This window comes from Allobosea lathyri (assembly GCF_900108245.1).
GTDB lineage: Bacteria > Pseudomonadota > Alphaproteobacteria > Rhizobiales > Beijerinckiaceae > Allobosea > Allobosea lathyri.
Genome location: NZ_FNUY01000010.1, coordinates 87,532 through 108,516, shown reverse-complemented (window position 1 = coordinate 108,516; position 20,985 = coordinate 87,532). Strand labels below are relative to the sequence as shown.

27 protein-coding genes and 1 tRNA gene are annotated in these 20,985 nt (G+C 64.3%); 12 read left to right on the top strand and 16 right to left on the bottom strand.

Features of this window, described 5'->3' with window-relative positions:
* The first annotated feature begins 92 nt into the window (after nt 1–92).
* Nucleotides 93–1,646, top strand: coding sequence for an undecaprenyl-phosphate glucose phosphotransferase (locus tag C4S73_RS21440; protein WP_103874569.1), 1,554 nt, complete (start codon nt 93–95; stop codon nt 1,644–1,646).
* Nucleotides 1,643–2,953, top strand: coding sequence for an O-antigen ligase family protein (locus tag C4S73_RS21435; protein WP_103874568.1), 1,311 nt, complete (start codon nt 1,643–1,645; stop codon nt 2,951–2,953). The genes C4S73_RS21440 and C4S73_RS21435 overlap by 4 nt, the downstream gene beginning before the upstream one ends.
* Before the next feature lie 55 nt (nt 2,954–3,008).
* Here C4S73_RS21435 and C4S73_RS21430 read toward each other — a convergent pair whose 3' ends face one another.
* Entirely contained in the window at nt 3,009–3,827 is an 819-nt protein-coding gene (locus tag C4S73_RS21430; protein WP_146071459.1) for a class I SAM-dependent methyltransferase, read from the bottom strand.
* Nucleotides 3,828–4,034: 207 nt separating this feature from the next.
* Here C4S73_RS21430 and C4S73_RS21425 point away from each other — a divergent pair.
* The 3 genes from C4S73_RS21425 to C4S73_RS21415 all read left to right on the top strand — a co-directional run bounded on the left by C4S73_RS21425 (nt 4,035) and on the right by C4S73_RS21415 (nt 4,977).
* Nucleotides 4,035–4,112 (top strand) — tRNA-Pro (locus tag C4S73_RS21425).
* A 207-nt stretch (nt 4,113–4,319) separates the two neighbouring features.
* The gene (locus C4S73_RS21420; protein WP_146071458.1) at nt 4,320–4,613 is read left to right on the top strand and encodes a hypothetical protein; all 294 of its coding nucleotides are present in this window, start codon (nt 4,320–4,322) and stop codon (nt 4,611–4,613) included.
* A 142-nt stretch (nt 4,614–4,755) separates the two neighbouring features.
* The gene (locus tag C4S73_RS21415) at nt 4,756–4,977 is read left to right on the top strand and encodes a hypothetical protein (protein ID WP_103874565.1); all 222 of its coding nucleotides are present in this window, start codon (nt 4,756–4,758) and stop codon (nt 4,975–4,977) included.
* A gap of 56 nt (nt 4,978–5,033) precedes the next feature.
* Here C4S73_RS21415 and C4S73_RS21410 read toward each other — a convergent pair whose 3' ends face one another.
* On the bottom strand, nt 5,034–5,780 hold the full coding sequence (locus tag C4S73_RS21410; RefSeq protein WP_103874564.1) for an acetoacetate decarboxylase: 747 nt from the start codon (nt 5,778–5,780) through the stop codon (nt 5,034–5,036).
* Between the two features lie 14 nt (nt 5,781–5,794).
* Nucleotides 5,795–6,577 carry a 3-hydroxybutyrate dehydrogenase gene (locus C4S73_RS21405; protein WP_103874563.1) on the bottom strand — a complete coding sequence of 261 codons (783 nt, stop codon included), beginning with the start codon at nt 6,575–6,577 and terminating at the stop codon, nt 5,795–5,797.
* A 240-nt stretch (nt 6,578–6,817) separates the two neighbouring features.
* Between C4S73_RS21405 and C4S73_RS21400 the strand changes: the two genes are divergently transcribed.
* A complete protein-coding gene (locus C4S73_RS21400) occupies nt 6,818–7,984 on the top strand; it encodes a patatin-like phospholipase family protein (protein ID WP_103874562.1) in 1,167 nt (388 codons plus the stop codon).
* 349 nt (nt 7,985–8,333) lie between these two features.
* Nucleotides 8,334–8,561 (top strand): hypothetical protein, encoded by a 228-nt coding sequence (locus C4S73_RS21395; protein ID WP_103874561.1) that lies wholly within the window; start codon nt 8,334–8,336, stop codon nt 8,559–8,561.
* Between the two features lie 24 nt (nt 8,562–8,585).
* Here the strand turns inward: C4S73_RS21395 and C4S73_RS21390 are convergent, their stop codons facing one another.
* Nucleotides 8,586–9,239, bottom strand: a complete 654-nt coding sequence (locus tag C4S73_RS21390) for an alpha/beta hydrolase (RefSeq protein ID WP_103874560.1) — start codon at nt 9,237–9,239, stop codon at nt 8,586–8,588.
* A 102-nt stretch (nt 9,240–9,341) separates the two neighbouring features.
* Nucleotides 9,342–10,274, bottom strand: coding sequence for a ring-cleaving dioxygenase (locus C4S73_RS21385; RefSeq protein WP_103874559.1), 933 nt, complete (start codon nt 10,272–10,274; stop codon nt 9,342–9,344).
* A gap of 192 nt (nt 10,275–10,466) precedes the next feature.
* On the opposite strand from C4S73_RS21385, the gene C4S73_RS21380 reads away from it, so the two are divergent.
* The 3 genes from C4S73_RS21380 (at nt 10,467) to C4S73_RS28370 (ending at nt 12,174) form a co-directional block, all read left to right on the top strand.
* Complete coding sequence (locus tag C4S73_RS21380; RefSeq protein ID WP_103874558.1) at nt 10,467–10,892, top strand: DoxX family protein; 426 nt, start codon at nt 10,467–10,469, stop codon at nt 10,890–10,892.
* 83 nt (nt 10,893–10,975) lie between these two features.
* A complete protein-coding gene (locus C4S73_RS21375) occupies nt 10,976–11,965 on the top strand; it encodes a LysR family transcriptional regulator (protein WP_103874557.1) in 990 nt (329 codons plus the stop codon).
* 65 nt (nt 11,966–12,030) lie between these two features.
* A complete protein-coding gene (locus C4S73_RS28370) occupies nt 12,031–12,174 on the top strand; it encodes a hypothetical protein (protein WP_160115868.1) in 144 nt (47 codons plus the stop codon).
* An 80-nt stretch (nt 12,175–12,254) separates the two neighbouring features.
* Here the strand turns inward: C4S73_RS28370 and C4S73_RS21370 are convergent, their stop codons facing one another.
* Together C4S73_RS21370 and sugE are read right to left on the bottom strand one after the other, a co-directional pair.
* Nucleotides 12,255–12,758 carry a YciE/YciF ferroxidase family protein gene (locus C4S73_RS21370; protein ID WP_103874556.1) on the bottom strand — a complete coding sequence of 168 codons (504 nt, stop codon included), beginning with the start codon at nt 12,756–12,758 and terminating at the stop codon, nt 12,255–12,257.
* 390 nt (nt 12,759–13,148) lie between these two features.
* Nucleotides 13,149–13,463 (bottom strand): quaternary ammonium compound efflux SMR transporter SugE, encoded by a 315-nt coding sequence (sugE, locus tag C4S73_RS21365; protein ID WP_103874555.1) that lies wholly within the window; start codon nt 13,461–13,463, stop codon nt 13,149–13,151.
* Between the two features lie 228 nt (nt 13,464–13,691).
* Between sugE and C4S73_RS21360 the strand changes: the two genes are divergently transcribed.
* Nucleotides 13,692–14,171, top strand: coding sequence for a translation initiation factor 2 (locus C4S73_RS21360; RefSeq protein WP_244595718.1), 480 nt, complete (start codon nt 13,692–13,694; stop codon nt 14,169–14,171).
* Nucleotides 14,172–14,198: 27 nt separating this feature from the next.
* Here the strand turns inward: C4S73_RS21360 and C4S73_RS21355 are convergent, their stop codons facing one another.
* The 6 genes from C4S73_RS21355 to C4S73_RS21330 all read right to left on the bottom strand — a co-directional run bounded on the left by C4S73_RS21355 (nt 14,199) and on the right by C4S73_RS21330 (nt 18,509).
* Nucleotides 14,199–14,744: a MerR family transcriptional regulator gene (locus C4S73_RS21355; protein WP_425290363.1), complete on the bottom strand. Its 546-nt coding sequence runs from the start codon at nt 14,742–14,744 to the stop codon at nt 14,199–14,201.
* Entirely contained in the window at nt 14,741–15,055 is a 315-nt protein-coding gene (locus C4S73_RS21350; RefSeq protein ID WP_103874554.1) for an integration host factor subunit alpha, read from the bottom strand. Before C4S73_RS21350 ends, C4S73_RS21355 begins: the two co-directional genes overlap by 4 nt.
* A gap of 189 nt (nt 15,056–15,244) precedes the next feature.
* Nucleotides 15,245–16,222 carry a beta-ketoacyl-ACP synthase III gene (locus C4S73_RS21345; RefSeq protein ID WP_103874553.1) on the bottom strand — a complete coding sequence of 326 codons (978 nt, stop codon included), beginning with the start codon at nt 16,220–16,222 and terminating at the stop codon, nt 15,245–15,247.
* Between the two features lie 11 nt (nt 16,223–16,233).
* The gene (plsX, locus tag C4S73_RS21340) at nt 16,234–17,292 is read right to left on the bottom strand and encodes a phosphate acyltransferase PlsX (RefSeq protein WP_103874552.1); all 1,059 of its coding nucleotides are present in this window, start codon (nt 17,290–17,292) and stop codon (nt 16,234–16,236) included.
* 115 nt (nt 17,293–17,407) lie between these two features.
* Entirely contained in the window at nt 17,408–17,974 is a 567-nt protein-coding gene (locus C4S73_RS21335) for a YceD family protein (RefSeq protein WP_103874551.1), read from the bottom strand.
* On the bottom strand, nt 17,964–18,509 hold the full coding sequence (locus C4S73_RS21330) for a ubiquinol-cytochrome C chaperone family protein (protein WP_244595712.1): 546 nt from the start codon (nt 18,507–18,509) through the stop codon (nt 17,964–17,966). The genes C4S73_RS21335 and C4S73_RS21330 overlap by 11 nt, the downstream gene beginning before the upstream one ends.
* 157 nt (nt 18,510–18,666) lie before the next feature.
* On the opposite strand from C4S73_RS21330, the gene C4S73_RS21325 reads away from it, so the two are divergent.
* Nucleotides 18,667–19,161, top strand: coding sequence for an outer membrane protein assembly factor BamE (locus C4S73_RS21325; RefSeq protein WP_103874549.1), 495 nt, complete (start codon nt 18,667–18,669; stop codon nt 19,159–19,161).
* 92 nt (nt 19,162–19,253) lie between these two features.
* Here the strand turns inward: C4S73_RS21325 and C4S73_RS21320 are convergent, their stop codons facing one another.
* From C4S73_RS21320 to C4S73_RS21310, 3 genes are all read right to left on the bottom strand, one after another.
* A complete protein-coding gene (locus C4S73_RS21320) occupies nt 19,254–20,177 on the bottom strand; it encodes a DMT family transporter (RefSeq protein WP_103874548.1) in 924 nt (307 codons plus the stop codon).
* Between the two features lie 158 nt (nt 20,178–20,335).
* Complete coding sequence (locus C4S73_RS21315) at nt 20,336–20,632, bottom strand: type II toxin-antitoxin system RelE/ParE family toxin (RefSeq protein WP_103874547.1); 297 nt, start codon at nt 20,630–20,632, stop codon at nt 20,336–20,338.
* Nucleotides 20,629–20,889, bottom strand: a complete 261-nt coding sequence (locus tag C4S73_RS21310; RefSeq protein ID WP_103874546.1) for a type II toxin-antitoxin system ParD family antitoxin — start codon at nt 20,887–20,889, stop codon at nt 20,629–20,631. The genes C4S73_RS21315 and C4S73_RS21310 overlap by 4 nt, the downstream gene beginning before the upstream one ends.
* Nucleotides 20,890–20,985 lie beyond the last annotated feature (96 nt).

Genomic DNA, 20,985 nt, shown 5'->3' with positions numbered 1-20,985 from the left:
GTTCCGATTAAGTCTTCCGTGAACAATTTCAGATATGTGACAGGCGGGATCGGCGTGCCTCGGCGACGCCGTCCGGGTCAGGGATACGCGTCATGGGTGCTTTCGATGTCCGCGATATGATCAAGGCGGACGCGGCCGCCTCGGCCACTCCGGATATGTTCGGCCCAAGCCTTGGCGGCGCGACACGCGCTTTCCATCCGCTGGCCGAACGCATTGCCGCGATACCGGTCAAGCCGACGCTCTCGCCGATCATGATCGAAGGCTGCGTCAGGCTCTTCGACGCGCTCGCCGTCATCCTGGCCGGCGGGCTGATCTACTGGCTTTACGCCGCCGGCAATGTCGACAACTTCCTGCCCTATCAGATCACGATCCCGGCTCTGGCCATCGGCACGCTCGGCTGCTTCCAGGCGCTGCAACTCTATCATGTCGGAGCGCTCCGCAACTTCGTCGCCGCCGCGGTCCGGCTGGTGACGGGCTGGACCATGCTTTTCCTGATCACGCTTGCGATCTTCTTCTTTCTGAAGATCGGCGACCAGGTCTCGCGCGTCTGGCTGCTCGGCTTCTATGCGTCCGGCGTCGCCGCGCTGCTGGGGGAGCGCTTTTTCGTCACGCTCGGCGTCCGCTATCTGACCCGTTCCGGCCGCCTCGAACGACGCACCGCCATCGTCGGCGGTGGCGAGGCGGGCGAGGCGCTGATCCGGGCGCTGGAGGCGCAGCGCGACACCGGCCTGCGCATCTGCGGCGTCTTCGACGACCGCAATGACGACCGCTCGCCCGATCTCGTCGCCGGCTATCCCAAGCTCGGCACCATCGACGACCTCGTCGAGTTCGCGCGGCGCACCAAGCTCGACCTGGTGATATTCACGCTACCGATCTCGGCCGAGGCGCGCCTTCTCACCATGCTGCGCAAGCTCTGGATCCTGCCGATCGACATCCGCCTCTCCGCGCATATGTCGAAGCTCAGGTTCCGGCCGCGCTCCTATTCGTATTTTGGCGCAGTGCCCGTGCTCGACGTCTTCGACCGGCCGATCGCCGATTGGGACATCGTCGTCAAATGGATGTTCGACAAGCTCGTCGGCACGCTGGCGCTGATCGCACTCTCGCCGGTGATGCTGGCGACGGCGATCGCGATCAAAATGAATTCGAAGGGGCCAGTGCTGTTTCGCCAGAAGCGCTACGGCTTCAACAATGAAATGGTCGAGGTGCTCAAGTTTCGCTCGCTCTATCATGAGATGAGCGACTTCGCCGCCGCCAAGCAGGTCACCCGGGACGACCCGCGCGTCACCGGCGTCGGCCGCTTCATCCGCAAGACCTCGCTCGATGAACTGCCGCAGCTGTTCAACGTAGTGTTCAAGGGCAATCTCTCGCTGGTCGGGCCGCGCCCGCACGCGATCCATGCGACCGCGTCCAACCGCGCCTATGAGCAGGTCGTCGACGGTTATTTCGCGCGCCACAAGGTCAAGCCCGGCATCACCGGCTGGGCGCAGATCAATGGCTGGCGCGGCGAAACCGACACCGAGGACAAGATCCAGCGGCGCGTCGAGCACGACCTCTACTACATCGAGAACTGGTCGGTGCTGCTCGACCTGTACATCCTGCTCAAGACCCCGTTCTCGCTGATGACCAAGAATGAGAACGCTTATTGAGCGCGCTGGCCGACCACGGGGCAAGCGAAACGGGCCGCCGACGCGGCCTGACGATCTCCTATGCCGCGATCAAGCGCGGCGCGCTCTGGCTGCTGACCGCATCGAGCGGCGTCGCGCTGGTCGAGCCTTCGCCCTATGAAGTCGCCTTCCTGCTCGTCGTCTTCGTCTTCGCGCTGACCGGCATCCGCTTCTCGCAGAAGCTGCTGCCGATGGCAGTGCTGCTGCTCATCTACAATATCGGCGGAACGTTCTCCCTGATTCCCTGGATGGACGATCCGGACTCGGTTCGCTTCACCGCAGTCTCCGTCTACCTGATGATCACCGCGATCTTCCTTGCCGCGATCATGGCCGAGGATGCTTACGGCCGGCTGGAGACGCTGCGGAAGGGCTATCTCTTCGCCGCCTGGTGCGCGAGCTTCGCCGCAATTCTCGGTTATTTCGACATTGCCGGCCTGAGCGGGCCCTTCACCTTGTATGGACGCGCCTCGGGAACCTTCAAGGACCCCAACGTGCTCGGCCCCTTCCTCGTGCTGCCGATCCTCTATGCGCTTCACCATGTCCTGATCGGCCGGGTGGGACTTGTTCGCGGCCTGATCGCGATGAGCCTGCCGCTGGCGGCGCTCTTCCTGACCTTCTCGCGCGGCGCCTGGGGCAATCTCGTCGCAGCAAGCCTGCTGATGGTGGCGCTGACCTTCCTCACCTCGCCCAGCGCCTCGCGGCGCACCCGCATCGTGTTCCTGACGCTCGCGGCCCTGATGCTCGTCATCATCGCGCTGCTGATCGCGCTGTCCTTCGAGAACATCCGCGACGTCTTCGAGACCCGCGCCAGCCTCGACCAGAGCTACGACCAGGGCGTCACGGGGCGCTTCGGCAACCAGCTGCGCTCGATCCCGCTGCTGCTCGACGCGCCCAACGGCTTCGGGCCCCTGCGCTTCCGCAAGTTCTTTCCCGAGGACCCGCACAACGTCTACATCAACGCCTTCGCGTCCTATGGCTGGCTCGGCGGCTTCGCCTGGCTCGGACTGATGGCGGCGACCTGCTATGTCGGCTGGCGGCTCGTCTTCCTGCGCACCCCCTGGCAGAATCACGCCATCGTCCTGTGGTCGGTGCTGTTCGTGACGATCCTGCAGGGGCTCCAGATCGACACCGACCACTGGCGCCATCTCTACCTCATGCTCGGCCTGGTCTGGGGCCTGGCCGCATTGCCGGTGCCGGCCACTGCCCCGCAAGCGGCGCGCGGCAATAGAGCGAAAGCAGGAACAATGCGGGCGGCCGATTGCCAGCAGACCGCGCCCGTCGTCAGATAAGAAACTGATTCAAATTTCAGGTAGAACCCACTGGGTTTCCACCCGAAAGCGACGCTCAGGCCTTGTCCTTGCGCACGACGACATAGGCGTAGGTTGTCACGAAATCCCAGCCGATCCTGGCGGCCAGCGCGTTGAAAGCGTGGTCGGCCTGCTTCAGCCCGGGCATGCGCTTGAAATAGTCATGTCCCCAGAAGCGCTGGATATGGACGTCGCGAAAGCCGGCGCGGTTCAGCATCGGCTCCAGCCGCGAGCGGCTGCCACGGCACCAATCGTAGAGCGCTGGAAATTTGGGGGCGCCACCGCCATCGCGCCGCGCCGGAAAGAGCGCATGCACGATCGCGCGCGAGGCCTTCTCGGGCAGGATGTGGTTGAGCGCGAAGACCGGCGCCCACAGCGTCGGGATGAAGGCCAGCGCGACACCGCCGGGCGCCAGCAGAGCGTGGATGTTGGTCCAGGCGCGCTCGACATCGCCGACATGCTCGAAAACCATGCGCGAAACCATCAGGTCATAACCGCCGCGCGCGATGTCGGGCTCCGACAGATCGCCCGCAATATCGAAGCGCGCCGTCTTGAGGCCGGCCGGCGTCAGGGCCAGTTCGCCGGCATCGATATCGTTGACGGTCAATTCAAGGCCATGTCTGGCGGCCTCGCCCCGCGAGAACATGGGATCGCGCCCGCCGCCGATCTCGCAGACACGATGCAGGCCGAACTGATGCGCCAGCGCCAGGATTGTCGGCTCGTAATGGTCCCAGGCCCAGTCCGAGTGCCAATCCGGCACGATGCCCCGGAAAAAGCTCGCGACCGAGCCGGTCGCCTTTGCGGGCGAGAGCTGGCTCGACCTGGTTCCACCGACGGCAGCAGTCGCCAATGACATCGTCTTCTCCGCCTGAAAATCCTCCCCGTCCGCCGGAACGATGTCGCCATAAGCCCGCGCCGGCAATCGAAGCCTTAAGCCAGGGTTAATCGCACCTGCATCGGCCTGTGCCGCGCCGGGGCAAATGCACGAACCCACACATCTCTTGCAATCAAGTGGTCGAAGCGCATTGCATCCGCGCCGACCCGACACTATAAGCCGAGCCGTCGGAGCGTAGCGCAGCCCGGTTAGCGCACTTGTCTGGGGGACAAGGGGTCGGAGGTTCGAATCCTCTCGCTCCGACCATTTTACCCAACCCCATCAATATTCTGCCGGATCGCTCATAAGCGAACCGAAGGCCAGACCGGTGTCGACGATGCCGGGGCGGGAAACGGGATAGCCTGCCGAACTCCCAGCCAAGCCGACGCCCAGCTCGCTTGGACATAGAAAAGCCGCCCGGCGATAAGCTATTGGCCGCCTCCAAGGTCTCCAATCCCCACTGGAAGTCTTGCTATGGTGACAGGCAGAGGTCGGTTGGTGTCGCGCTGCGGCAGTGGCGTGGCAGGTGTCTACAATTACGAGCCCGCCCGCAGGCCGGGCCTGTATGAAGGCTGGTTTTCCGGCAGGATCGCCCGCATCGAGCCGCGAGCCATGCTGGAAGAGATGAAGCTGATCTGTGCGGGCGGCTTCACCCTTCAACTCACGATTACGACCTTCAGCGAAAAGATCGTGACGTTCACGGCGCCACTGGAGGACGCCGGCGGTGTCGTCCCGCTTCTCGTGGACATCATCTCCCGAATCGCCTGACCGTTCGGCTTTGCTGCCTGGGCTGCAGGTGCTACGGAGCCGATGAGCCGCCAGATTCTCGGCTGACCAGCTCGCTGTTTGCGCGGGCTGCCCAGGGCGTCGAGGCGCCGCTGGATCGATGCGCGCAAGGCAGGGAAACGCGATGAGCTTGACGAAAGCATTTCAGGTCGAGGTCAAGTCGTCGACGTCGAGCGGGCGACAGGTGTTCTTCGTCGAGGCGGAATCGGAAACCGCTGCGCTTCAAGTCGTGTCGCAGCAGCCGGGCCTCTTGCCGGATCCGAAACTGCGGCTCGAGCGCCGCCTTAGCGACACCGAGATCGACATGCACCAGATCGGCCCGGGCAGCATCGTTCAGTGGCTTTGAGGCTCTGACGCTGTCGAGGCCATTCCGGCGATCGCGAGCGGCGCGGCCCGCCGCCCTCACCCCTTCATGTAATCATGGATCTTCCTGCCGAAGGGCAACGTCAGGTCGGCGATGAAGTGGTGCGCGCCAAGCACCTTGCGTACAGGCAGGTCGGCCACCGGCGCATTCACATGCGGGACGAGATGCAGGCGGCCGGGCCCGATCCAGGAGCCTTTCACCGTGATGTCGGTGAGGTTCAGCGCCACGAGCTGGCAGATCTCGGGCTCGCCATCGACGCCGGGAATGATCTTCAGGTTGACCTGCGTCTTGGTGAGAATCGCGGTGGTCCTGACGCCGTTGCCGGCGAGACTCTCATGCTTGTAGCCCATCGTGCCCATGGCGACCTGCTGGCCGGCATATTCGAGCGTGCCGGTCAGCGTGTCCTTGACCAGTTCGAGCTTGGGGTGCGCGTGCTTCTTCGGGAAGCCCCAGATCTCACGGCCAGCCGCGATCGGCGGCTCGACATCGAGATACATCTGCGAGACGAAATTGACCTCCTCGTCGCCGAATTTGCAGGGGATGACGATGCCGGTCTCGGTGTAATCTCCGAAGCCGGATGAATCCGGCATCTTGATCCATTCGTAGTTGACGATCGGCTGGGCGAGCGGCTCCAGCGGCTCGGGGAGATGATGGCGGATCAGCTCGGGATCGGTCTCGTAGCTGATGACCATGTATTCGCGGTCGATGAAACGATAGGGGCCGGCTGGATAGCTCGGGCCGGCCAGCGGCATCGATGGCAGGTCGAGAATATCTTTGCGGTTCATGGCGTCCGTCCCTCTTACTGCGCGGTCCAGCCGCCATCGATAGGCAGGATGACACCGGTGATCGATTTCGCGGAATCCGACGCCAGGAAGACCGCCAGCGACGCGACCTCCTCACTGGTGACGAACTGCCGGCTCGGCTGCGCGTGCAGCAGAACGTCGTTGATGACCTCATCCCTCGTCAGGCCGCGCGCCGCCATGGTCTCCGGGATCTGCTTCTCGACCAGCGGCGTCCAGACATAGCCGGGGCAGATCGCGTTGGCGGTGATGCCGAAGGTCGCCGTTTCCAGCGCGACCGTCTTGGTCAGCCCTGCAATGCCGTGCTTGGCGGCGACATAGGCCGATTTAAACGGCGAGGCGACGAGCGCGTGCGCGGATGCGGTGTTGATGATGCGGCCCCATTTGCGCTGCTTCATGCCGGGCAGCGCCGCGCGAATCGCGTGAAAGGCGGCCGAGAGGTTGATCGCGATGATCGCGTCCCATTTCTCGACGGGAAACTCCTCGACCGGAGCGACGAACTGGATGCCGGCATTGTTGACGAGGATGTCGACGGAGCCGAATTCGCGCTCAGTCTCCTCGATCATGGTGGCGATGGCGCCGCCATGGGCCATGTCGGCAGGAGAATAATGCGCCTTGACGCCGAAATCGGCCTCGATGCCGGCGCGCTCCCGCTCGATCTCGTCTGGCGCCCCGAAGCCGTTGATGACGATGTTGGCGCCCTGCTGCGCATAGGCGCGGGCAATGGCCAGGCCGATGCCGGAGGTCGAGCCGGTGACGACGGCGGTCTTGCCCTTCAGCATGCTGCTCTCCTGCGCTGTCCATCGGCTGCATTGTCGATCGGCTGTACTGTCGATCGGCCGGCGCGCTCTGCGCCGCAAAAACCGTGCCTCAGACCTGGCGGTGTAAGCTGACGTTGCGATGAAGCTTGGTTGACGGAAGAGTGACGGCGCACGGCCGGCGGCATGCGTCATATCGCTGTCACCTCGAGGCACTCAGCAGTAGGATTGCTGCAGTGCGAACACTGTGAGGACATCGGCGCCATGAATGCTCCCTCGACCGCATCCCTGTCCGGAAGTCGCTATCTCGGCTGGCGGCCGGAACGCTGCGACCGCATCGCGCTTGTCCTGCAGGGCGGCGGGGCGCTCGGCGCCTATCAGGCCGGCGTCTATCAGGCGCTGCACGAAGCCGATATCGAGCCCGACTGGGTCTCCGGCGTCTCGATCGGCGCGATCAATTCGGCGCTGATCGCCGGCAACCCGCGCGAACGCCGGCTGGAACGGCTGCAGGCATTCTGGGAGCGCATCACCGACCGCAAGGTCTGGTGGTTCACGCCGGAAGGTGACATCTTCCGCCAGGCCCGCAACGCGACCTCGTCATTATTCACGACCGTGCTGGGGCAGCCCGGCTTTTTCGAGCCGCGCCGGACCAGCCCCTGGGTCGCGGCCGCCGGCGCGGCTGATGCCACCAGCTTCTACGATACCGCGCCATTGCGCGAGACGCTGCGGGAACTGGTCGATTTCGATCTGATCAACAGTCAGGCGGTGCGGTTCTCGGTCGGCGCGGTCAATGCGACCTCCGGGAATTTCGTCTATTTCGACAACAGCCAGGAGACGATCGCGCCCGAGCATATCATGGCGTCGGGTGCGCTGCCGCCGGCCTTCCCGACCGTGCAGATCGGTACGGATCATTATTGGGACGGCGGCATCGTTTCCAACACGCCGCTGCAGCATCTGCTCGCCCAGGACGACACGCTGAATTCGCTGATCTTCCAGGTCGATCTGTTCTCGGCGCGCGGGCCGCTGCCGCGCACGCTGCAGGATGTGATGGGCCGGCAGAAGGACATCACCTATTCCTCGCGCACGCGTCTCACCACCGACCTGTTCGCGTTGATCCAGAACTGGAAGAAGAAGACGCATCAGGCGCTGGCCAAAATCCCGGAGGCCAGCCTGAGCGACGAAGAGCGCGAGATGCGCGACGAGCTGGCGCTGATGCCGGAGCACACCATCCTCCAGCTCATCTACCAGCAGAAATCCTATGAGGGCCATGCCAAGGATTACGAGTTCTCGCGCACCTCGATGCAGGAGCACTGGAAGTCCGGCTATGAGGACACCAGGCAGACGCTGACCCGCAAGGACTGGCTCACGATCCCGCCCGATGGCGCGGGCATCGTCGCGCATGATGTGCATCGGGACTTCGAGAGGCGATAGCGGCTCGCTTTGCCAATTGTCCACAGTTCGCGCTCCACACCACTTGTCGCGGGGAAAGATCTGACTTGTCGCGGGGAAATATCTGACCGAACGTAAGCCTGTCGCGTTGTCAGGAGTCGTTCATGCATGCTCTTTCACGTTCGCTGGAAAGTCAGTTTTCGAGCCAGGGTGCCATTCTGATGCGGGCGCTCGTGGTGCTGGCCATCGCCATGGCGCTGGTCTTGCCGCTGCTAGCCTGAAGCGGCGGCGGTACAACTCACCGTTATCGGGCCGCAATGGCGCTCGTATCCATACGCGTTCACGCGTAAGCTCCCGCGTTCGCGGCGTGTGTGACAGAGGGAGACCACCAATGGCAGGGGACGATCGCGGACCACGCGCCTGGCACGATGTGCATAGTGTTCAGGAAGCACCGCGCGAGAAGCAGAAATCGAGCGGCCGGATTGCTGCCGAAGAGGCAGCGGCGCGCAAGAAGATCGAGGCGCTGAAAGCGCTGAGGCTGGCGAAGCAGGCAGCCGAGCCGCCCGCACCACCAGCCCCCAAGAAGGCAACCAAGACCAAGGCCGCCGCTTCGACATAAGCGGAAAGGCTGCCCGCGCGAGGGTCAGAGCTGGTCGAGCCAGCCGCTGAGCAAGCCGACATCCGCCTGCGACAGGCCATGGCCTGTTGGCAGGGTGCGGTGATCGACCACCGCCCCGTTTGCCGTCAGGGTCCGCACCAGACGCGCCGCATCCTCCGCTGGGATGATCGGATCGAGCGCGCCCGACAGGACGAGCACGGGCTTGCCGGCCAGATCGGCCTTCGCAAGATCGGCCTTCGGCGCGTTTGCGAAGGGCGACTCACTTTTGAAGGGCGACATGGCGCGGACCAGCGCCGCGCCGGCCAGTACCTCCGGGCGGAGCAGCAGCAGGCTCGCTGCGATATTGGCGCCGTTCGAGAAGCCGAGCGCGACCGGCGCCGGCAGATCGTAGCGCTTGCGCGACTCCACGATGAAATCCGCCAGCTCATGGGTGCGGCGCACGAGGTCGGCCTCGTCGAAGACACCCTCCGCCAGCCGCCGGAAAAAGCGCGGCATCGCGCCTTCCAGAACCTTGCCGCGTGGCGAGAGCAGGCTTGCGCCCGGCGCGACCATGCGGCCGAGCGGGAGCAGGTCGCGCTCGTCGCCGCCGGTGCCGTGCAGCAGCAGCAGCGGAGCACGCGACGCCTCGCTACCCTCTTCGAAGACGTGAATGAAGTCGGTGGTCGCGACGGTGGTCATCTCGATAATCCTCCAATGAGGGAGAAAACCGCCCTGCCCGGATCGAAAGCCCGGCAGGGCGGCGTGAGTCAGACTAGTTCATGGGTCAGACGAGTTCACGGGTCAGACGAGTTCCGGCAGAACAGCCTCGATATGGACGCGCTGGGCTTCCAGCCCGGCCGGGAGCTTCAGCGCCTGGCCGAGGCTCTCGGTGGGCTCGTCGATCGAGAAGCCCGGAACATCGGTCGCGATCTCGAAGAGAACGCGGCCGGGTTCGCGAAAATAGACGGAGCGGAAATAGTTCCGGTCCCTCTGCTCGGTCGTGCGGATGCCGTGATTGGCGGCAAGACGGCGCAGCATCTCGTCCTGCGCCGCATCATCTGCGGCGCGGAAGGCGATGTGATGCACCGAGCCCGCCCCCTGGCGCGCCGGCAGGAAGCCGCCGGCGACCCGGAGGTCGACGACATCGCCGAGAGGCGCGCCTTCCGCCTTGTAGCGGATCAGCGTGTCCTCGCGGCCGATCTCCCTGAACCCGAACACATCGGTCAGGATCGCGGCCGTCGGCGCGGCATCGTCCAGCAGCAGGCTGACGCTATGGAAGCCGCGGATCGCATGCTCGGCGGGCACGTCGCTACCATCCCAGGCCGTTTCGCCGGCAATGCCGGGCAGACCTACGAGGGCAAGGCGCATCCCATCGGGATCGCGGAAGGCAAGCACCGTCTCGCCGAAGCGCCGGACCGGCACGTCATGGGGTACGCCATGCTCCACCAGGCGATGCGCCCAGTAGCCGATCGCGCCCTCCGGCACCCGGAACACGGTCTCCTGCGTCTCGCCGACACCGAGCCGGCCGGGAGCGGCATGCTCCCACGGGAAGAAGGTCAGGATCGTGCCGGGCGCCCCTGCGGCATCGCCGTAATAGAGATGGTAGGTGCCGGGATCGTCGAAATTGACGGTCTTCTTGACCAGCCGCAGTCCGAGAACCCGGCCGTAGAAGTCGAGATTGCGGCGCGCGGGGCCGGCGATCGCCGTGACATGATGGATGCCGTTGATCTGCATGATGTGGTCCTCCGGACGCTTGAGAGGCTGTCGCCCCGTTGGACGGGAAGATCGGTAGCGGCGAGCGAAAGCGCCAGAGCCATTCCATTGCATTAGCGCAATGTCACTGTTGGCATGTTACAATTTGCATTGCACGAGAACTGGCGCATTTTCTGGGTTGAGACCAACCCGGTCCCTTTGGAGATTGCCCCCATGATCGACAATCGACTTGCCCCCTATGGCGCGCTTGGCCTGCGCATCGCCCTTGGCCTGATGTTCATCGCCCATGCCTATCTCAAGCTCGTGATCTTCACCCCCGCCGGTTTCGCCGGTTTCCTTGGGCAGGTCGGCCTGCCCGCCTTCCTCGCCTGGCCGATCATCCTGGCCGAACTGCTCGGCGGCCTCGCGATCCTCACCGGCTTCTACGGCCGTTATGTCTCGCTGCTGCTGCTGCCGGTGCTGCTCGGCGCCCTGATGGTGCACGCTCCCAATGGCTGGGTGTTCAATGCCCCCAATGGCGGCTGGGAATATCCGGCCTTCCTGGCGCTCACCGCGCTGGCCCATGGCTTGATCGGCGACGGCGCGCTTGCACTGAAGCCCGCACGCCTGAGCTGGAACACTGCGCCGGTCTCGGCCTGACACCCGCTTCCGTTTCTCGCTTTCGCCGTCATCAAGGCCAGCAAGCCTTGATGACGGCGAGTGCATGCCTGACAGTGCCCGCCATGATCACCACCACGAAGAGCACCACCCCGAAGAGCGTCACTACGAAAGACCTGGCCTGGGACGATTTCAGGCTGATCAAGGCGATCGCCGAAAGACGGGCCCTGCCCGCAGCGGCAACCTCGCTCGGCTTGAATCATTCGACGGTCTTCCGCCGCCTCGGCCAGATCGAGGAGGCGCTCGGCGTCAAGCTGTTCGAGCGCCACCGCAGCGGCTATGTCGCGACACCGGCCGGCGACGAGATGGCGCAGCTGGCAGAGCGCGTCGACAGCGACATCACCGCCTTTGCGCGCAAGCTCGCCGGCCAGGAAATCAAGCCTGCCGGCGAATTGCGCGTCACCACCAACGACACGCTGCTGGTCGACCTGCTGACACCTGTCTTTGCCGCCTTCCTGACGCAGTGCCCCGACATCCGGCTCGACATCCTGCTGAGCAACCAGTCGCTCAACCTGTCGAAACGCGACGCCGATGTCGCGATCCGCGCGACGGACAATCCGCCCGAGACACTGGTCGGCCGACGTGCCGCGCGCATCGCCTGGGCGCTTTACGGGCGTGCCAGCGAGTTCAGCGACGCCGGCGATGTCGGCATCGAAAGCCTGTGGGAGCGCAACTGGGTTTCGCTCGGGGACCAGTTCACGATGCTGCGCGCTGTGCGCTATTTGAGCCAGCATGTCGCGCCGGAGCGCATCGTCTACAAGGTCAACACGGTGCTGGGCCTCGCCGAGGCGGTCGAGGCCGGAATCGGCATCGGCTTCGTGCCCTGCTTCATCGCCGACACCAAGCCCGGCCTGACGCGACTGGCCGCGCCCGACCCCGGCTTTGCGGCCGATCTCTGGCTGCTGACCCATCCAGACCTACGGCACTCGCCACGCGTGCGCCTGTTCCTCGATTTCATGGCAACGGAGCTTGGGCGGATGAAACCGCTGATCGAAGGCGACAGGGCGATCTCGCCACGCCAGGGATCATCCCCGCGCCACAATACAGCCGAGTAGCGCCGCTTACGTGCTAGACGTTGAGTCGATCGGCCCGATCGACAGCGAGGGGACACAAACTCTTTATGCCCGGCGATTGGAGTTTTCTGGTCTGGATGCTGGTTCTATCGATCCCGCCCGGACTGGCGCTGGCGGGCTATTGGGCGCGCGGACTGCGACGCGAGAAGGCGCCCAAGGTTCGCCCCGGAGAGCCGGGCAATCCGACGTGAGCCGCCCGAGTTGCATGGCCAAAAAAGACCGCCCGCAGCGGCTTTTGACTGCTGCGGGCGCGATTGACTGACAGGCGAGATCAAGCAGCCTTGCGGTTGATCCCCGACTCCGCGAGCTTCGACAGCTTCGTATCGGCAGCAAATTCCTCGTCCAGATTCTGCTGGAGAAGCTTTGCGCAATCCTCGCGGCCGAGTTGCTTGGCCCAGGCGGTCAGCGTGCCGTAGCGGGTGATCTCATAATGCTCCACGGCCTGTGCTGCGGCGATGATGGCGGCGTCGAGCACCTGCTTGTCGGCCACTTCACCGGCAACCTCGTCAGCTTCCTTCAGGATGCCGTCGATGGCGGGACAATTGACCGCCTTCACCTCGGCGCCATGCTGCTTGAAGACCTGTTCCAGCCGCTTGATATGGCCTGCGGTCTCCATCCGATGCGCTTCGAGACCCTGTTTGAGCTTGGCGTCGGTCGCCTTGTCGATCATCTTCGGCAGGGATTTGTGAATCTGCTTCTCGGCATAGTAGACGTCCTGCAGCTGATGAACGAACAGGTCATCCATCGTCTTGATATCCTTGGAAAAAAGTCCCATTTTGAAGCTCCTGTCGCTGATTGCGTTCCGAGACAGGCCGGCACGCCCGGAGGCGGTGCGCTTCCCCGACGATGCAACGTGCGCGGTGGCGATGGGTTCCGGTTTTTTGCCTGAGCCGGTAGCCACTTCGCTCGAAAACGCTCTAAGCTCGTCGCCATGGAGATCTTCGTCCCCCTTTTGATCGGCATGACCCTGATCTGGCTGATCGGCCGCGGCACGCCGTGGAATGCCAAGGTCATGACGCTCCTCGTGACGCTCGCCGTCATCGTGCTCATCGTTGCGCTTGAGAGAGGCGGTTACTGGCCTGAAGCCTTCCAACGGCGCTGATGGCGCCGCAGGCGAAGGTGCCGCCGAAAGCCGGTGGCCGGCCTTCGGCAGGGTATCCAGTCTTCAGGACACGAGTTTGAGGCCGACGATGCCGGCGACGATCAGGCCGATGCAGGCCATGCGGAGCGCGCCTGCGGGCTCGCCCAGCAGGAGGATGCCGAGCGTCGCCGTGCCGATGGTGCCGACCCCCGTCCAGATCGCATAGGCCGTGCCGACGGGCAGGCTCTTCAGCGCAAGGCCGAGCAGGCCGAGGCTGACGACCATGCTTGCCAGCGTCAGAGCTGTCGGCACGAGCCGCGTAAAGCCATGCGTATATTTCAGGCCGATCGCCCAGCCGATTTCGAACAGTCCCGCGATGAAAAGATAGAGCCAGGCCATGACGCCGCTCCTTGCATGAAGGGCGGGGTCGTCCACGCCTGATAGGGGAAAGGCTGTTCGCCGAGGTCGTCCTCAAGGCCCAACTTATAGTGTGGCAGTAAAACATCAACCGACGCGATCATTCCGATAGTGCAACTTAAACACAACTTCCCCGCATGCGACCGTTGCCGCCAGTCCAGCATGACGCTACGTCACATGAACTTGCTACCGGGGGCTAACACATTGAACATGCGAGTTATTGCGGCGGCTGCGTTTGCAGGCGCGTTGGGAGGCTGCGCCACCGTCACGCGCGGCACGACCGATCAGATTACCGTCAATAGCATACCTGCGGCGGCCGAGGCGCAGACGTCGCTCGGTCATTCCTGCCCGGCGACGCCCTGCACCTGGGATGTGAGCCGCAAAGCTGAATTTGTCGTGACCTTCACGAAGGACGGCTACGAAAGCATGCAGATCCCGGTTGCGACCCGCATCGCCGGCAGCGGCGCTGCAGGTTTCGCCGGCAACGTGCTGGTCGGCGGGCTCATCGGCATGGGCGTCGATGCGGCGACCGGGTCGACGCTCGAGCATTATCCCAATCCCGTCGTCGCCACGCTGGCGCCATTGCGCAGATCAGGCCCCGCCGACCGTTCCGGGAACCGGCGCGGCCTGGCCCCGAGGCGCCGGGACGTCGACAGGCTTCACACGCCGCAGGCAGTACCCACGTCCTGAGCAATCCCGTTCGTGAGCGCGCTCGAGTCAGGCGCCGTCAGCCGTGGGCGGCGGCTGCAAGGCCCGGTCGAGAATGCGCTTGCATTCGCCTAGCTCCGCCAGCACCGCCGTGAGCAGGGTAATGTCGTCGAGCCCCTCCGGAACGGGGTTGCGGACCGGGCGCGCGCCGTCCTGCATGTCGTCGGACTGCCGGGACGGGTCGGCCGCCGAGCCGGCCTCCCGGCGGGGCGCCGCCTCCGAGTGCTGGGGGCCGATCGGCGCGCCGCGGCCGATCGCCTGGACATGGCGAGGCCCCTGCTCCTTGAGGATGCGCTGCAACCCCTTGATCGTGTAGCCCTCGCCGTAGAGCAGCCGGCGGATGCCCTTCAGCAGCGCTACGTCGTCGGGACGATAGTAGCGCCGGCCGCCGCCACGCTTGAGCGGCTTGATCTGGCTGAAGCGCGTTTCCCAGAAACGCAGCACATGTTGGGGTATGTCGAGGTCGTCTGCGACCTCGCTGATCGTCCGGAAAGCGTCTGGGCTCTTGGCGTCCAATTCGGCCTCGTTGTCGCCGGCGTGGAACTCCAGAATCACTCTTCGTCGCCCTCACCCGACTGCCCGTTGATGCGGGCCTTCATCACGTTGGAGGGTTTGAACACCATCACACGACGCGGTTCGATCGGAACTTCAACACCCGTTTTGGGATTACGCCCGATTCGCTCGCCTTTGTCTCGCACGACGAACGATCCGAACGAAGAAAGCTTGACGTTCTCACCGCGCGCGACCGCATCGCAGATCTCGTCGAGCACCGTTTCGACAAGCTTGGACGACTCCGTCCGCGACAGACCTATCTTCTGATAAACAGCCTCGCACAAATCGGCCCGAGTCACCGTTTGCCCCGTCATATATATCCTCCAAGGCGTTATCGGCCGGCGGGCGCACCGCCTGCCCTTCGCCATTACGGACGGCGGACGCTAGGCGTCCCGGCCGCGCCGGTCAATCCTCGAACAGTGGCTTATGAGCCAATCGCGCGAAAATCGGACAGAAACTGGCGAAAAATCGTCACAAATCGCTAAAATTCAGACGTACCGCGCTTACCAACGGATCAGGGCGGACCCCCAGGTGAAGCCACCGCCCATGGCCTCGATCAGCACGAGCTGGCCGGGCTTGATCCGGCCATCATGGTGCGCCTCGGCAAGGGCGAGCGGAATCGAGGCCGCTGATGTATTGCCGTGGCGGTCGACCGTGACCACCACGCGCTCAGGGTCGATGGCAAGCTTGTGGGCGGTCGCGTCGATGATACGCCGGTTGGCCTGATGGGGCACGAACCAGTCGATATCGGCGCCGCTCAGGCCGGTCTCCTGGAAGGTATGGCGAACCGTCTCCGCCAGATTGACGACGGCATGGCGGAAGACCTCCTTGCCCTCCATGCGCAGGAAGCCGACCGTCTTGGTCGAGCCGGCGCCGCCATCGACATAGAGCTTGTCCTTGTAGCGGCCGTCCGAGCGGATATGGGTCGCCAGCACGCCGCGATCGCTGAGCGTGCCCTCGCCGGGCATCGCCTTCATCACGACAGCGCCTGCCCCATCGCCGAAGAGCACGCAGGTCGTGCGGTCCTCCCAGTCGAGGATGCGCGAAAAGGTCTCGGCGCCGATCACCAGAGCGGCCCGTGCCGAACCCGTGGTCAGGAACTTGTCGGCGGTCGCAAGCGCGAAGACGAAACCGGAGCAGACCGCCTGGAGATCGAAGGCCGCGCCGCCATTGATGCCCAGCGCCGCCTGGATCTGCGTCGCGGTTGCCGGAAAGGTATGGTCGGGCGTCGCCGTCGCCACGATGATCAGGTCGATCTCGGAGGCGTCCATGCCGGCATCTGCCAGCGCAGCCTGCGCGGCCTTCAGACCGAGCACCGAGGTCGGCTCGTCATCACCAGCGACATGGCGCTGGCGGATGCCCGTGCGCTGGACGATCCACTCGTCGGTGGTGTCGACACGCTCAGCCAGCTCGGCGTTGGTGACGATGCGAGCGGGAAGATAGGACCCGCAGCCCAGAATATGAGAGCGCAGAATGGACAAGAAAGGATTCCCTATTCGGCGTTGGTCGCCTGGAGCGCCGCAGCCTCGGCGCGCGCGGACGCCGCCACCATCTCGCGGACCTTCGCCATGAGGTTCTCGCGTGCCATTTCATAGCCCAGTTCGGTCGCGCTGGCGAACCCTACCGCATCCGTCCCGCCATGGCTCTTGATGACGATGCCCTCGAGCCCGAGGAAGACGCCGCCATTGACCTTGCGCGGGTCCATCTTGTCCTTGAGCGCCGCGAAAGCGCCGCGCGCAAAGACATAGCCGATCTTGGCCATCAGCGAACGGCTCATGGCCGCGCGCAGATATTCGCCGATCTGGCGGGCCGTGCCTTCGGCCGTCTTCAAGGCGATGTTGCCGGTGAAGCCTTCGGTCACCACGACATCGACGGTGCCCTTGCCGAGATCGTCGCCCTCGACGAAGCCGTGATACGTCATATGCGGCAGGTTGCTTTCGCGCAGGATGCGGCCAGCCTCCTTCACCGCCTCGACGCCCTTGATCTCCTCGACGCCGACATTGAGCAGGCCGACGGTCGGCCGGTCGAGATCGAAGACGACGCGTGCCATGGCCGCGCCCATCACTGCGAGATCGACGAGATGGCGCGCATCGGCCCCGATCGTGGCGCCGACATCGAGCACGATGCTTTCGCCGCGCACGGTGGGCCACAGGCAGGCGATGGCCGGTCGGTCGACCTCCGGCATCGACTTCAGGCAGAACTTCGACATCGCCATCAGCGCGCCGGTGTTGCCGGCCGAGACGGTGACGTCGGCCTCGCCGGTCTTGGTGGCGTCGATGGCGCGCCACATCGACGATTTATAGCGGCCATAGCGCAGGGCCTGGCTCGGCTTGTCGTCCATCTTCACCGAGACCTCGGTGTGATGAAAGGTGGTGACGGCGTTGAGCTTGGGATGGGCGGCGAGCAGCGGCTTCACCTGCGCCTCGTCGCCGAAAATCACGAAGCGTGCATCGGGACGGCGCTCAAGTGTCAGCGCGGCGCCAGGAATCACGATGGCGGGACCGTGATCCCCGCCCATCGCATCGAGCGCGATTGTAACCGGTCGTGTCATGAGGTGATGGTTGATCCCGGAAGCGGCCGCCCTTCGATCAGGGGCGGCTCGATGCGGGCGGGACAATAGCGACTTGGGCCGCCGCCGCAAGCCGGTCCAAACCCTTGTGAGTGCTTCATTTGTCCCGTTTCAGCTTGGCGAGCGCCGCAAAAGGCGATTCCACGACATCGCCGGCAACCGAGGTATCGAAGCTCGCTCCCGGCTTGCGCGGATAGGGATCGAGCGCCAGCGCCAGAAATTCGAGCGTGACGGCGCCGAGATCGATGATGCCGTCGATGATCGGCTCCGGCGGATCGTCCTCGTTCAGCTTGACCTCGATATCGATCTTGCCGTTGTCGGCGTCGCCTGCATCGCCGCGACGCGGATTCTCGACCTCCTCGACCGGCGGGGCGAAATCGAGCCTGATGGGTACGACGAGCTTCACGGGGAAGGCCTCGAGCGTGACGATGCAGGTCTGGTGCACCGCCGCCTCGATCTCGCCTTCGATCTTCACCCGGTCGCCATTGCGCGAGAGCGCGTAGCGTCCCTCGAGCGCCTCGACCGAGGCGAGATCGAGCATGCGGGCAATCGCCGGCAACTGCTCGGCTTGCGCACGGACGGTCACGCTGGAGGTGCGCAGCTTGAGCGTGTCGACAGCAACGGGGTGAACAAGCGGCAAGGGCTTGCCGGGATCAGGCGCCATTGGAAAACTCCTCTCCGGCCAGCGCCGGAAACAGCATGTCGTCGCTCAGGATCGCGTCGATATCGCGGCCGGCCATGGCCTGCTGCGCCTGTCGGACATAGCCCGCCAATGCGGAAGCGCCCTCGCCCGGGCTTGCATTGCGCCGCAGCGCATCCACGAGAGCATCGGGTTCCGGCGCGGTGAGCGCCGCTTCATAGGCCTGGACGCGGCCATAGAAGCTTTGCCCGATCTTCTTCATACGCTTTGGCACCGCGATATCGCTGATCCCGGCATTGCGGAAGCCGAGTTCGAGATAGGCAAAGCAGGCATCGACGAATTCCTGCGCCAGATCGTCTGCCGGCGGCGGGAGTTCGCGCAATCGGCGCAAAACCAGGAAGACATGCAGCGTCAGCGATTCGAAGCGCCCTTCGAATGTGTCGGGAATGCCGCCTTCACGATACAGCGCTGGCCGCCGCGACGCCTCGGCGACACGCGAAAACAGCGCGTCGACAGGCGCGCGCCTGTCCTCGCGCTTGCCGAACAAGCCAAAAATCACGTCTTCATCCTTGCCTGATGTCCCTGCGGACGTCCTGGCCGCGCCAAAGCCATCCTCGCCTTGCCAAAGCCATCCTCGGGCGTTACGCCAAGCCTTACCCATTTGACAAGCGACTTGGCCTCGCGGCCTTGTCGCACCGGCCTTGGATATTGTCCGTATGACCGTTATCTCCCGCCGCGCGGCTGTTTTCGGCCTCCTTGCGACAACCTCTTTGGCACTGGCCGGTTGCGGCGCGGATGCAGGCGGCTTCAGGCTGCCGACATCGGCCGGAATGAATGAGGAATATACGCGCGGCTTCGTCATGGACGACGCGCTGATCGCCCAGGTCAAGCCGGGCATGGATGTGCAGACGGTGCTCAGCACGCTCGGCACGCCCTCGACCACGTCGACGGTCGGAAACCGGACGTTCTACTACATCAGCCAGCGGGTGAAGCGGACTTTCCAGTTCCAGGACCTGACCGTGGTCGATCAGAACGTGCTGGTGATTTATTTCAACAAGAGCTTCAAGGTGGAGCGCATCGCCAATTATGGCCTGAAGGACGGGGTGATCTTCGACTTCATCAGCCGCACCACCGCGACCGGCGGCGAGGAGCAGAGCTTCGTGCGCAATCTCTTCCGCGGCGTCACCAAGTTCACGCCCTTCGGCGCCTGACGCGCGACCTGCATCGATCAACGCAAAACCCGCGGCTCACGCCGCGGGTTTTTCTTTAGCCGCTTGCGCCTGGAAGCGGACCTTGCCGCAAATCAAACTGGAGACGGTTTTCTTTCCGGCAAGGTCATGGCGGCGACGCCGACCACGACCAGGCCGAGCCCTGCCCAGGCTGTCGGGCTGAGGCTCTCGCCGAGGAACAGGATGCCAATGGCAACGCCGATCGGTACGCGCAGATAGGACACTGCCGTGGTGCCGACGGCCCCCAACGTATGGATGAGGCGGAAATAGATCGCGAAGGCGAGCGCCGTCGAGAAGATTGCGAGCGCCAGCAGGGCCAGCAGCGACTCATGCGATGGTGTGAGCGTCCAGGGCTGGTCGACCACCAGCGCCACCGGCAGCAGAATGGCCGCACCCGCCAGCATCGAGCCGGCCGCAGGCAGGAGCGGATCCATGCCGCTAAAATTGCGCCCGAACAGGGCTGCACAAGCATAAGCGACGGTCGCCAGCACGATCGCCAGTTGCGGGACGACCGCGCTGCCGAGCCCGCCGAGCGCCTGGACGCCGACGATCAGACTGATGCCCGCAACGCCCGCAAGCACGCCAAAGGCCTTGCGCCCGTCGGGACGCTTGCGCGGCGTCATCGCCAGCCCCATCAGGAAGACGAAAACCGGCGTCGTTCCGTTCAATATGGAGGCGAGGCCGGCATCGACGCTGCGCTCGGCCCAGGCGATCAGCGTGAAGGGCACGACGCTGTTGAGGCAGGCCTGAATGACGAAGCGGCGCCAGGTTGCGAAATCAGCCGGCAGTCTCAATCCGCGAAAACGGATGACGGCGAGAAGGATCGTTCCCGCGATCAGCGTGCGCGCCGCGATGAGGGTCAGCGGCGGGATCGTCTCCACACCGATCTTGATGAAGGTATAGGAGCCGCCCCAGAGCGTGGCGAGCACGAGCAGCAGACCGATCTCGGTGGCACGGTTCGATCCGGCGGCTGGGCTGGCGATGGCTTGCGTCGTCATGGCTCTCTCCTTGGTTGGAGAAACCATGTCACGGCCGGGCGTCAGGAGCTTGCGGGAACGCTACGGTACCGGCCGTAGCTTCGGAGACCGATGCGAGGTGGTTGGAATTCGAACCCACAATTCAGTGCAACGCATGGTCTGAGACTTAAAAAAGCACGCTACAAACTCTCGGTGATCGACTCGACATCGCGCGCCGCATGCAAGATGCGCAGGATTTCAACGGTCGTGTCGCGAACGCGGTAGAAGATCAGGTAGTCTCGATGGCGCGCCCGCCGAATGCCCAGCTGCGCGTGGCGCAGTGAGAGCGGAAATCGTTCCGGTTGTGCGAGCAGCTTTGCGCAAAACTGTTCGAGCGTCGTGACGAAACGCAGTGCCTCCCGCCGACTGTCGAGCGCGATGTAGTCTCCGATCTCCTGAAGATCCCGGCGCGCAGTTGGCGTGAATGAGAGCATCATTCCGTTTTGTCGGCCTTGCCGCCGTAGCGCGTACGGAGCTCGGCAAAGACGCTCTCGCCTCCGATCAGGTTTCCAGAATCCGCTTCTGCCACACCGGCTTCGAGCGCGCGGTCGAGCAGTATCAGGCGCTTCTCACGTTCCTCGACAAGGCGAACACCTTCCCGCAACACCTCGCTCTTCGAGTTATACCGGCCCGAAGCGACGAGTGTCTCGACAATATCTTCGAGGCGTCGGCCGAGTTCCGCGCTGACTGCCATGGACACCTCCTCCTTAATTCCCTCGATCAATATCTATTATTAGGCTCATTTTGCCGCAAGGGCGATGGGACGAATGCATGGCCCAACAAGAAAACC

Coding starts and splice junctions, on each gene's coding strand:
- C4S73_RS21335 (WP_103874551.1), bottom strand. CDS start 17,974: ATGGCGCCTGATCCCGGCAAGCCCTTGCCGCTTGTTCACCCCGTTGCT.
- C4S73_RS21380 (WP_103874558.1), top strand. CDS start 10,467: ATGATCGACAATCGACTTGCCCCCTATGGCGCGCTTGGCCTGCGCATC.
- C4S73_RS21410 (WP_103874564.1), bottom strand. CDS start 5,780: ATGAACCGCAAAGATATTCTCGACCTGCCATCGATGCCGCTGGCCGGC.
- C4S73_RS21440 (WP_103874569.1), top strand. CDS start 93: ATGGGTGCTTTCGATGTCCGCGATATGATCAAGGCGGACGCGGCCGCC.
- C4S73_RS21360 (WP_244595718.1), top strand. CDS start 13,692: ATGCGAGTTATTGCGGCGGCTGCGTTTGCAGGCGCGTTGGGAGGCTGC.
- C4S73_RS21350 (WP_103874554.1), bottom strand. CDS start 15,055: ATGACGGGGCAAACGGTGACTCGGGCCGATTTGTGCGAGGCTGTTTAT.
- plsX (WP_103874552.1), bottom strand. CDS start 17,292: ATGACACGACCGGTTACAATCGCGCTCGATGCGATGGGCGGGGATCAC.
- C4S73_RS21370 (WP_103874556.1), bottom strand. CDS start 12,758: ATGGGACTTTTTTCCAAGGATATCAAGACGATGGATGACCTGTTCGTT.
- C4S73_RS21385 (WP_103874559.1), bottom strand. CDS start 10,274: ATGCAGATCAACGGCATCCATCATGTCACGGCGATCGCCGGCCCCGCG.
- C4S73_RS21405 (WP_103874563.1), bottom strand. CDS start 6,577: ATGCTGAAGGGCAAGACCGCCGTCGTCACCGGCTCGACCTCCGGCATC.
- C4S73_RS21320 (WP_103874548.1), bottom strand. CDS start 20,177: ATGACGACGCAAGCCATCGCCAGCCCAGCCGCCGGATCGAACCGTGCC.
- C4S73_RS21310 (WP_103874546.1), bottom strand. CDS start 20,889: ATGGCAGTCAGCGCGGAACTCGGCCGACGCCTCGAAGATATTGTCGAG.
- C4S73_RS21400 (WP_103874562.1), top strand. CDS start 6,818: ATGAATGCTCCCTCGACCGCATCCCTGTCCGGAAGTCGCTATCTCGGC.
- C4S73_RS21390 (WP_103874560.1), bottom strand. CDS start 9,239: ATGACCACCGTCGCGACCACCGACTTCATTCACGTCTTCGAAGAGGGT.
- sugE (WP_103874555.1), bottom strand. CDS start 13,463: ATGGCCTGGCTCTATCTTTTCATCGCGGGACTGTTCGAAATCGGCTGG.
- C4S73_RS21415 (WP_103874565.1), top strand. CDS start 4,756: ATGAGCTTGACGAAAGCATTTCAGGTCGAGGTCAAGTCGTCGACGTCG.
- C4S73_RS21325 (WP_103874549.1), top strand. CDS start 18,667: ATGACCGTTATCTCCCGCCGCGCGGCTGTTTTCGGCCTCCTTGCGACA.
- C4S73_RS21420 (WP_146071458.1), top strand. CDS start 4,320: ATGGTGACAGGCAGAGGTCGGTTGGTGTCGCGCTGCGGCAGTGGCGTG.
- C4S73_RS21395 (WP_103874561.1), top strand. CDS start 8,334: ATGGCAGGGGACGATCGCGGACCACGCGCCTGGCACGATGTGCATAGT.
- C4S73_RS21375 (WP_103874557.1), top strand. CDS start 10,976: ATGATCACCACCACGAAGAGCACCACCCCGAAGAGCGTCACTACGAAA.
- C4S73_RS21315 (WP_103874547.1), bottom strand. CDS start 20,632: ATGATGCTCTCATTCACGCCAACTGCGCGCCGGGATCTTCAGGAGATC.
- C4S73_RS21430 (WP_146071459.1), bottom strand. CDS start 3,827: ATGTCATTGGCGACTGCTGCCGTCGGTGGAACCAGGTCGAGCCAGCTC.
- C4S73_RS28370 (WP_160115868.1), top strand. CDS start 12,031: ATGCCCGGCGATTGGAGTTTTCTGGTCTGGATGCTGGTTCTATCGATC.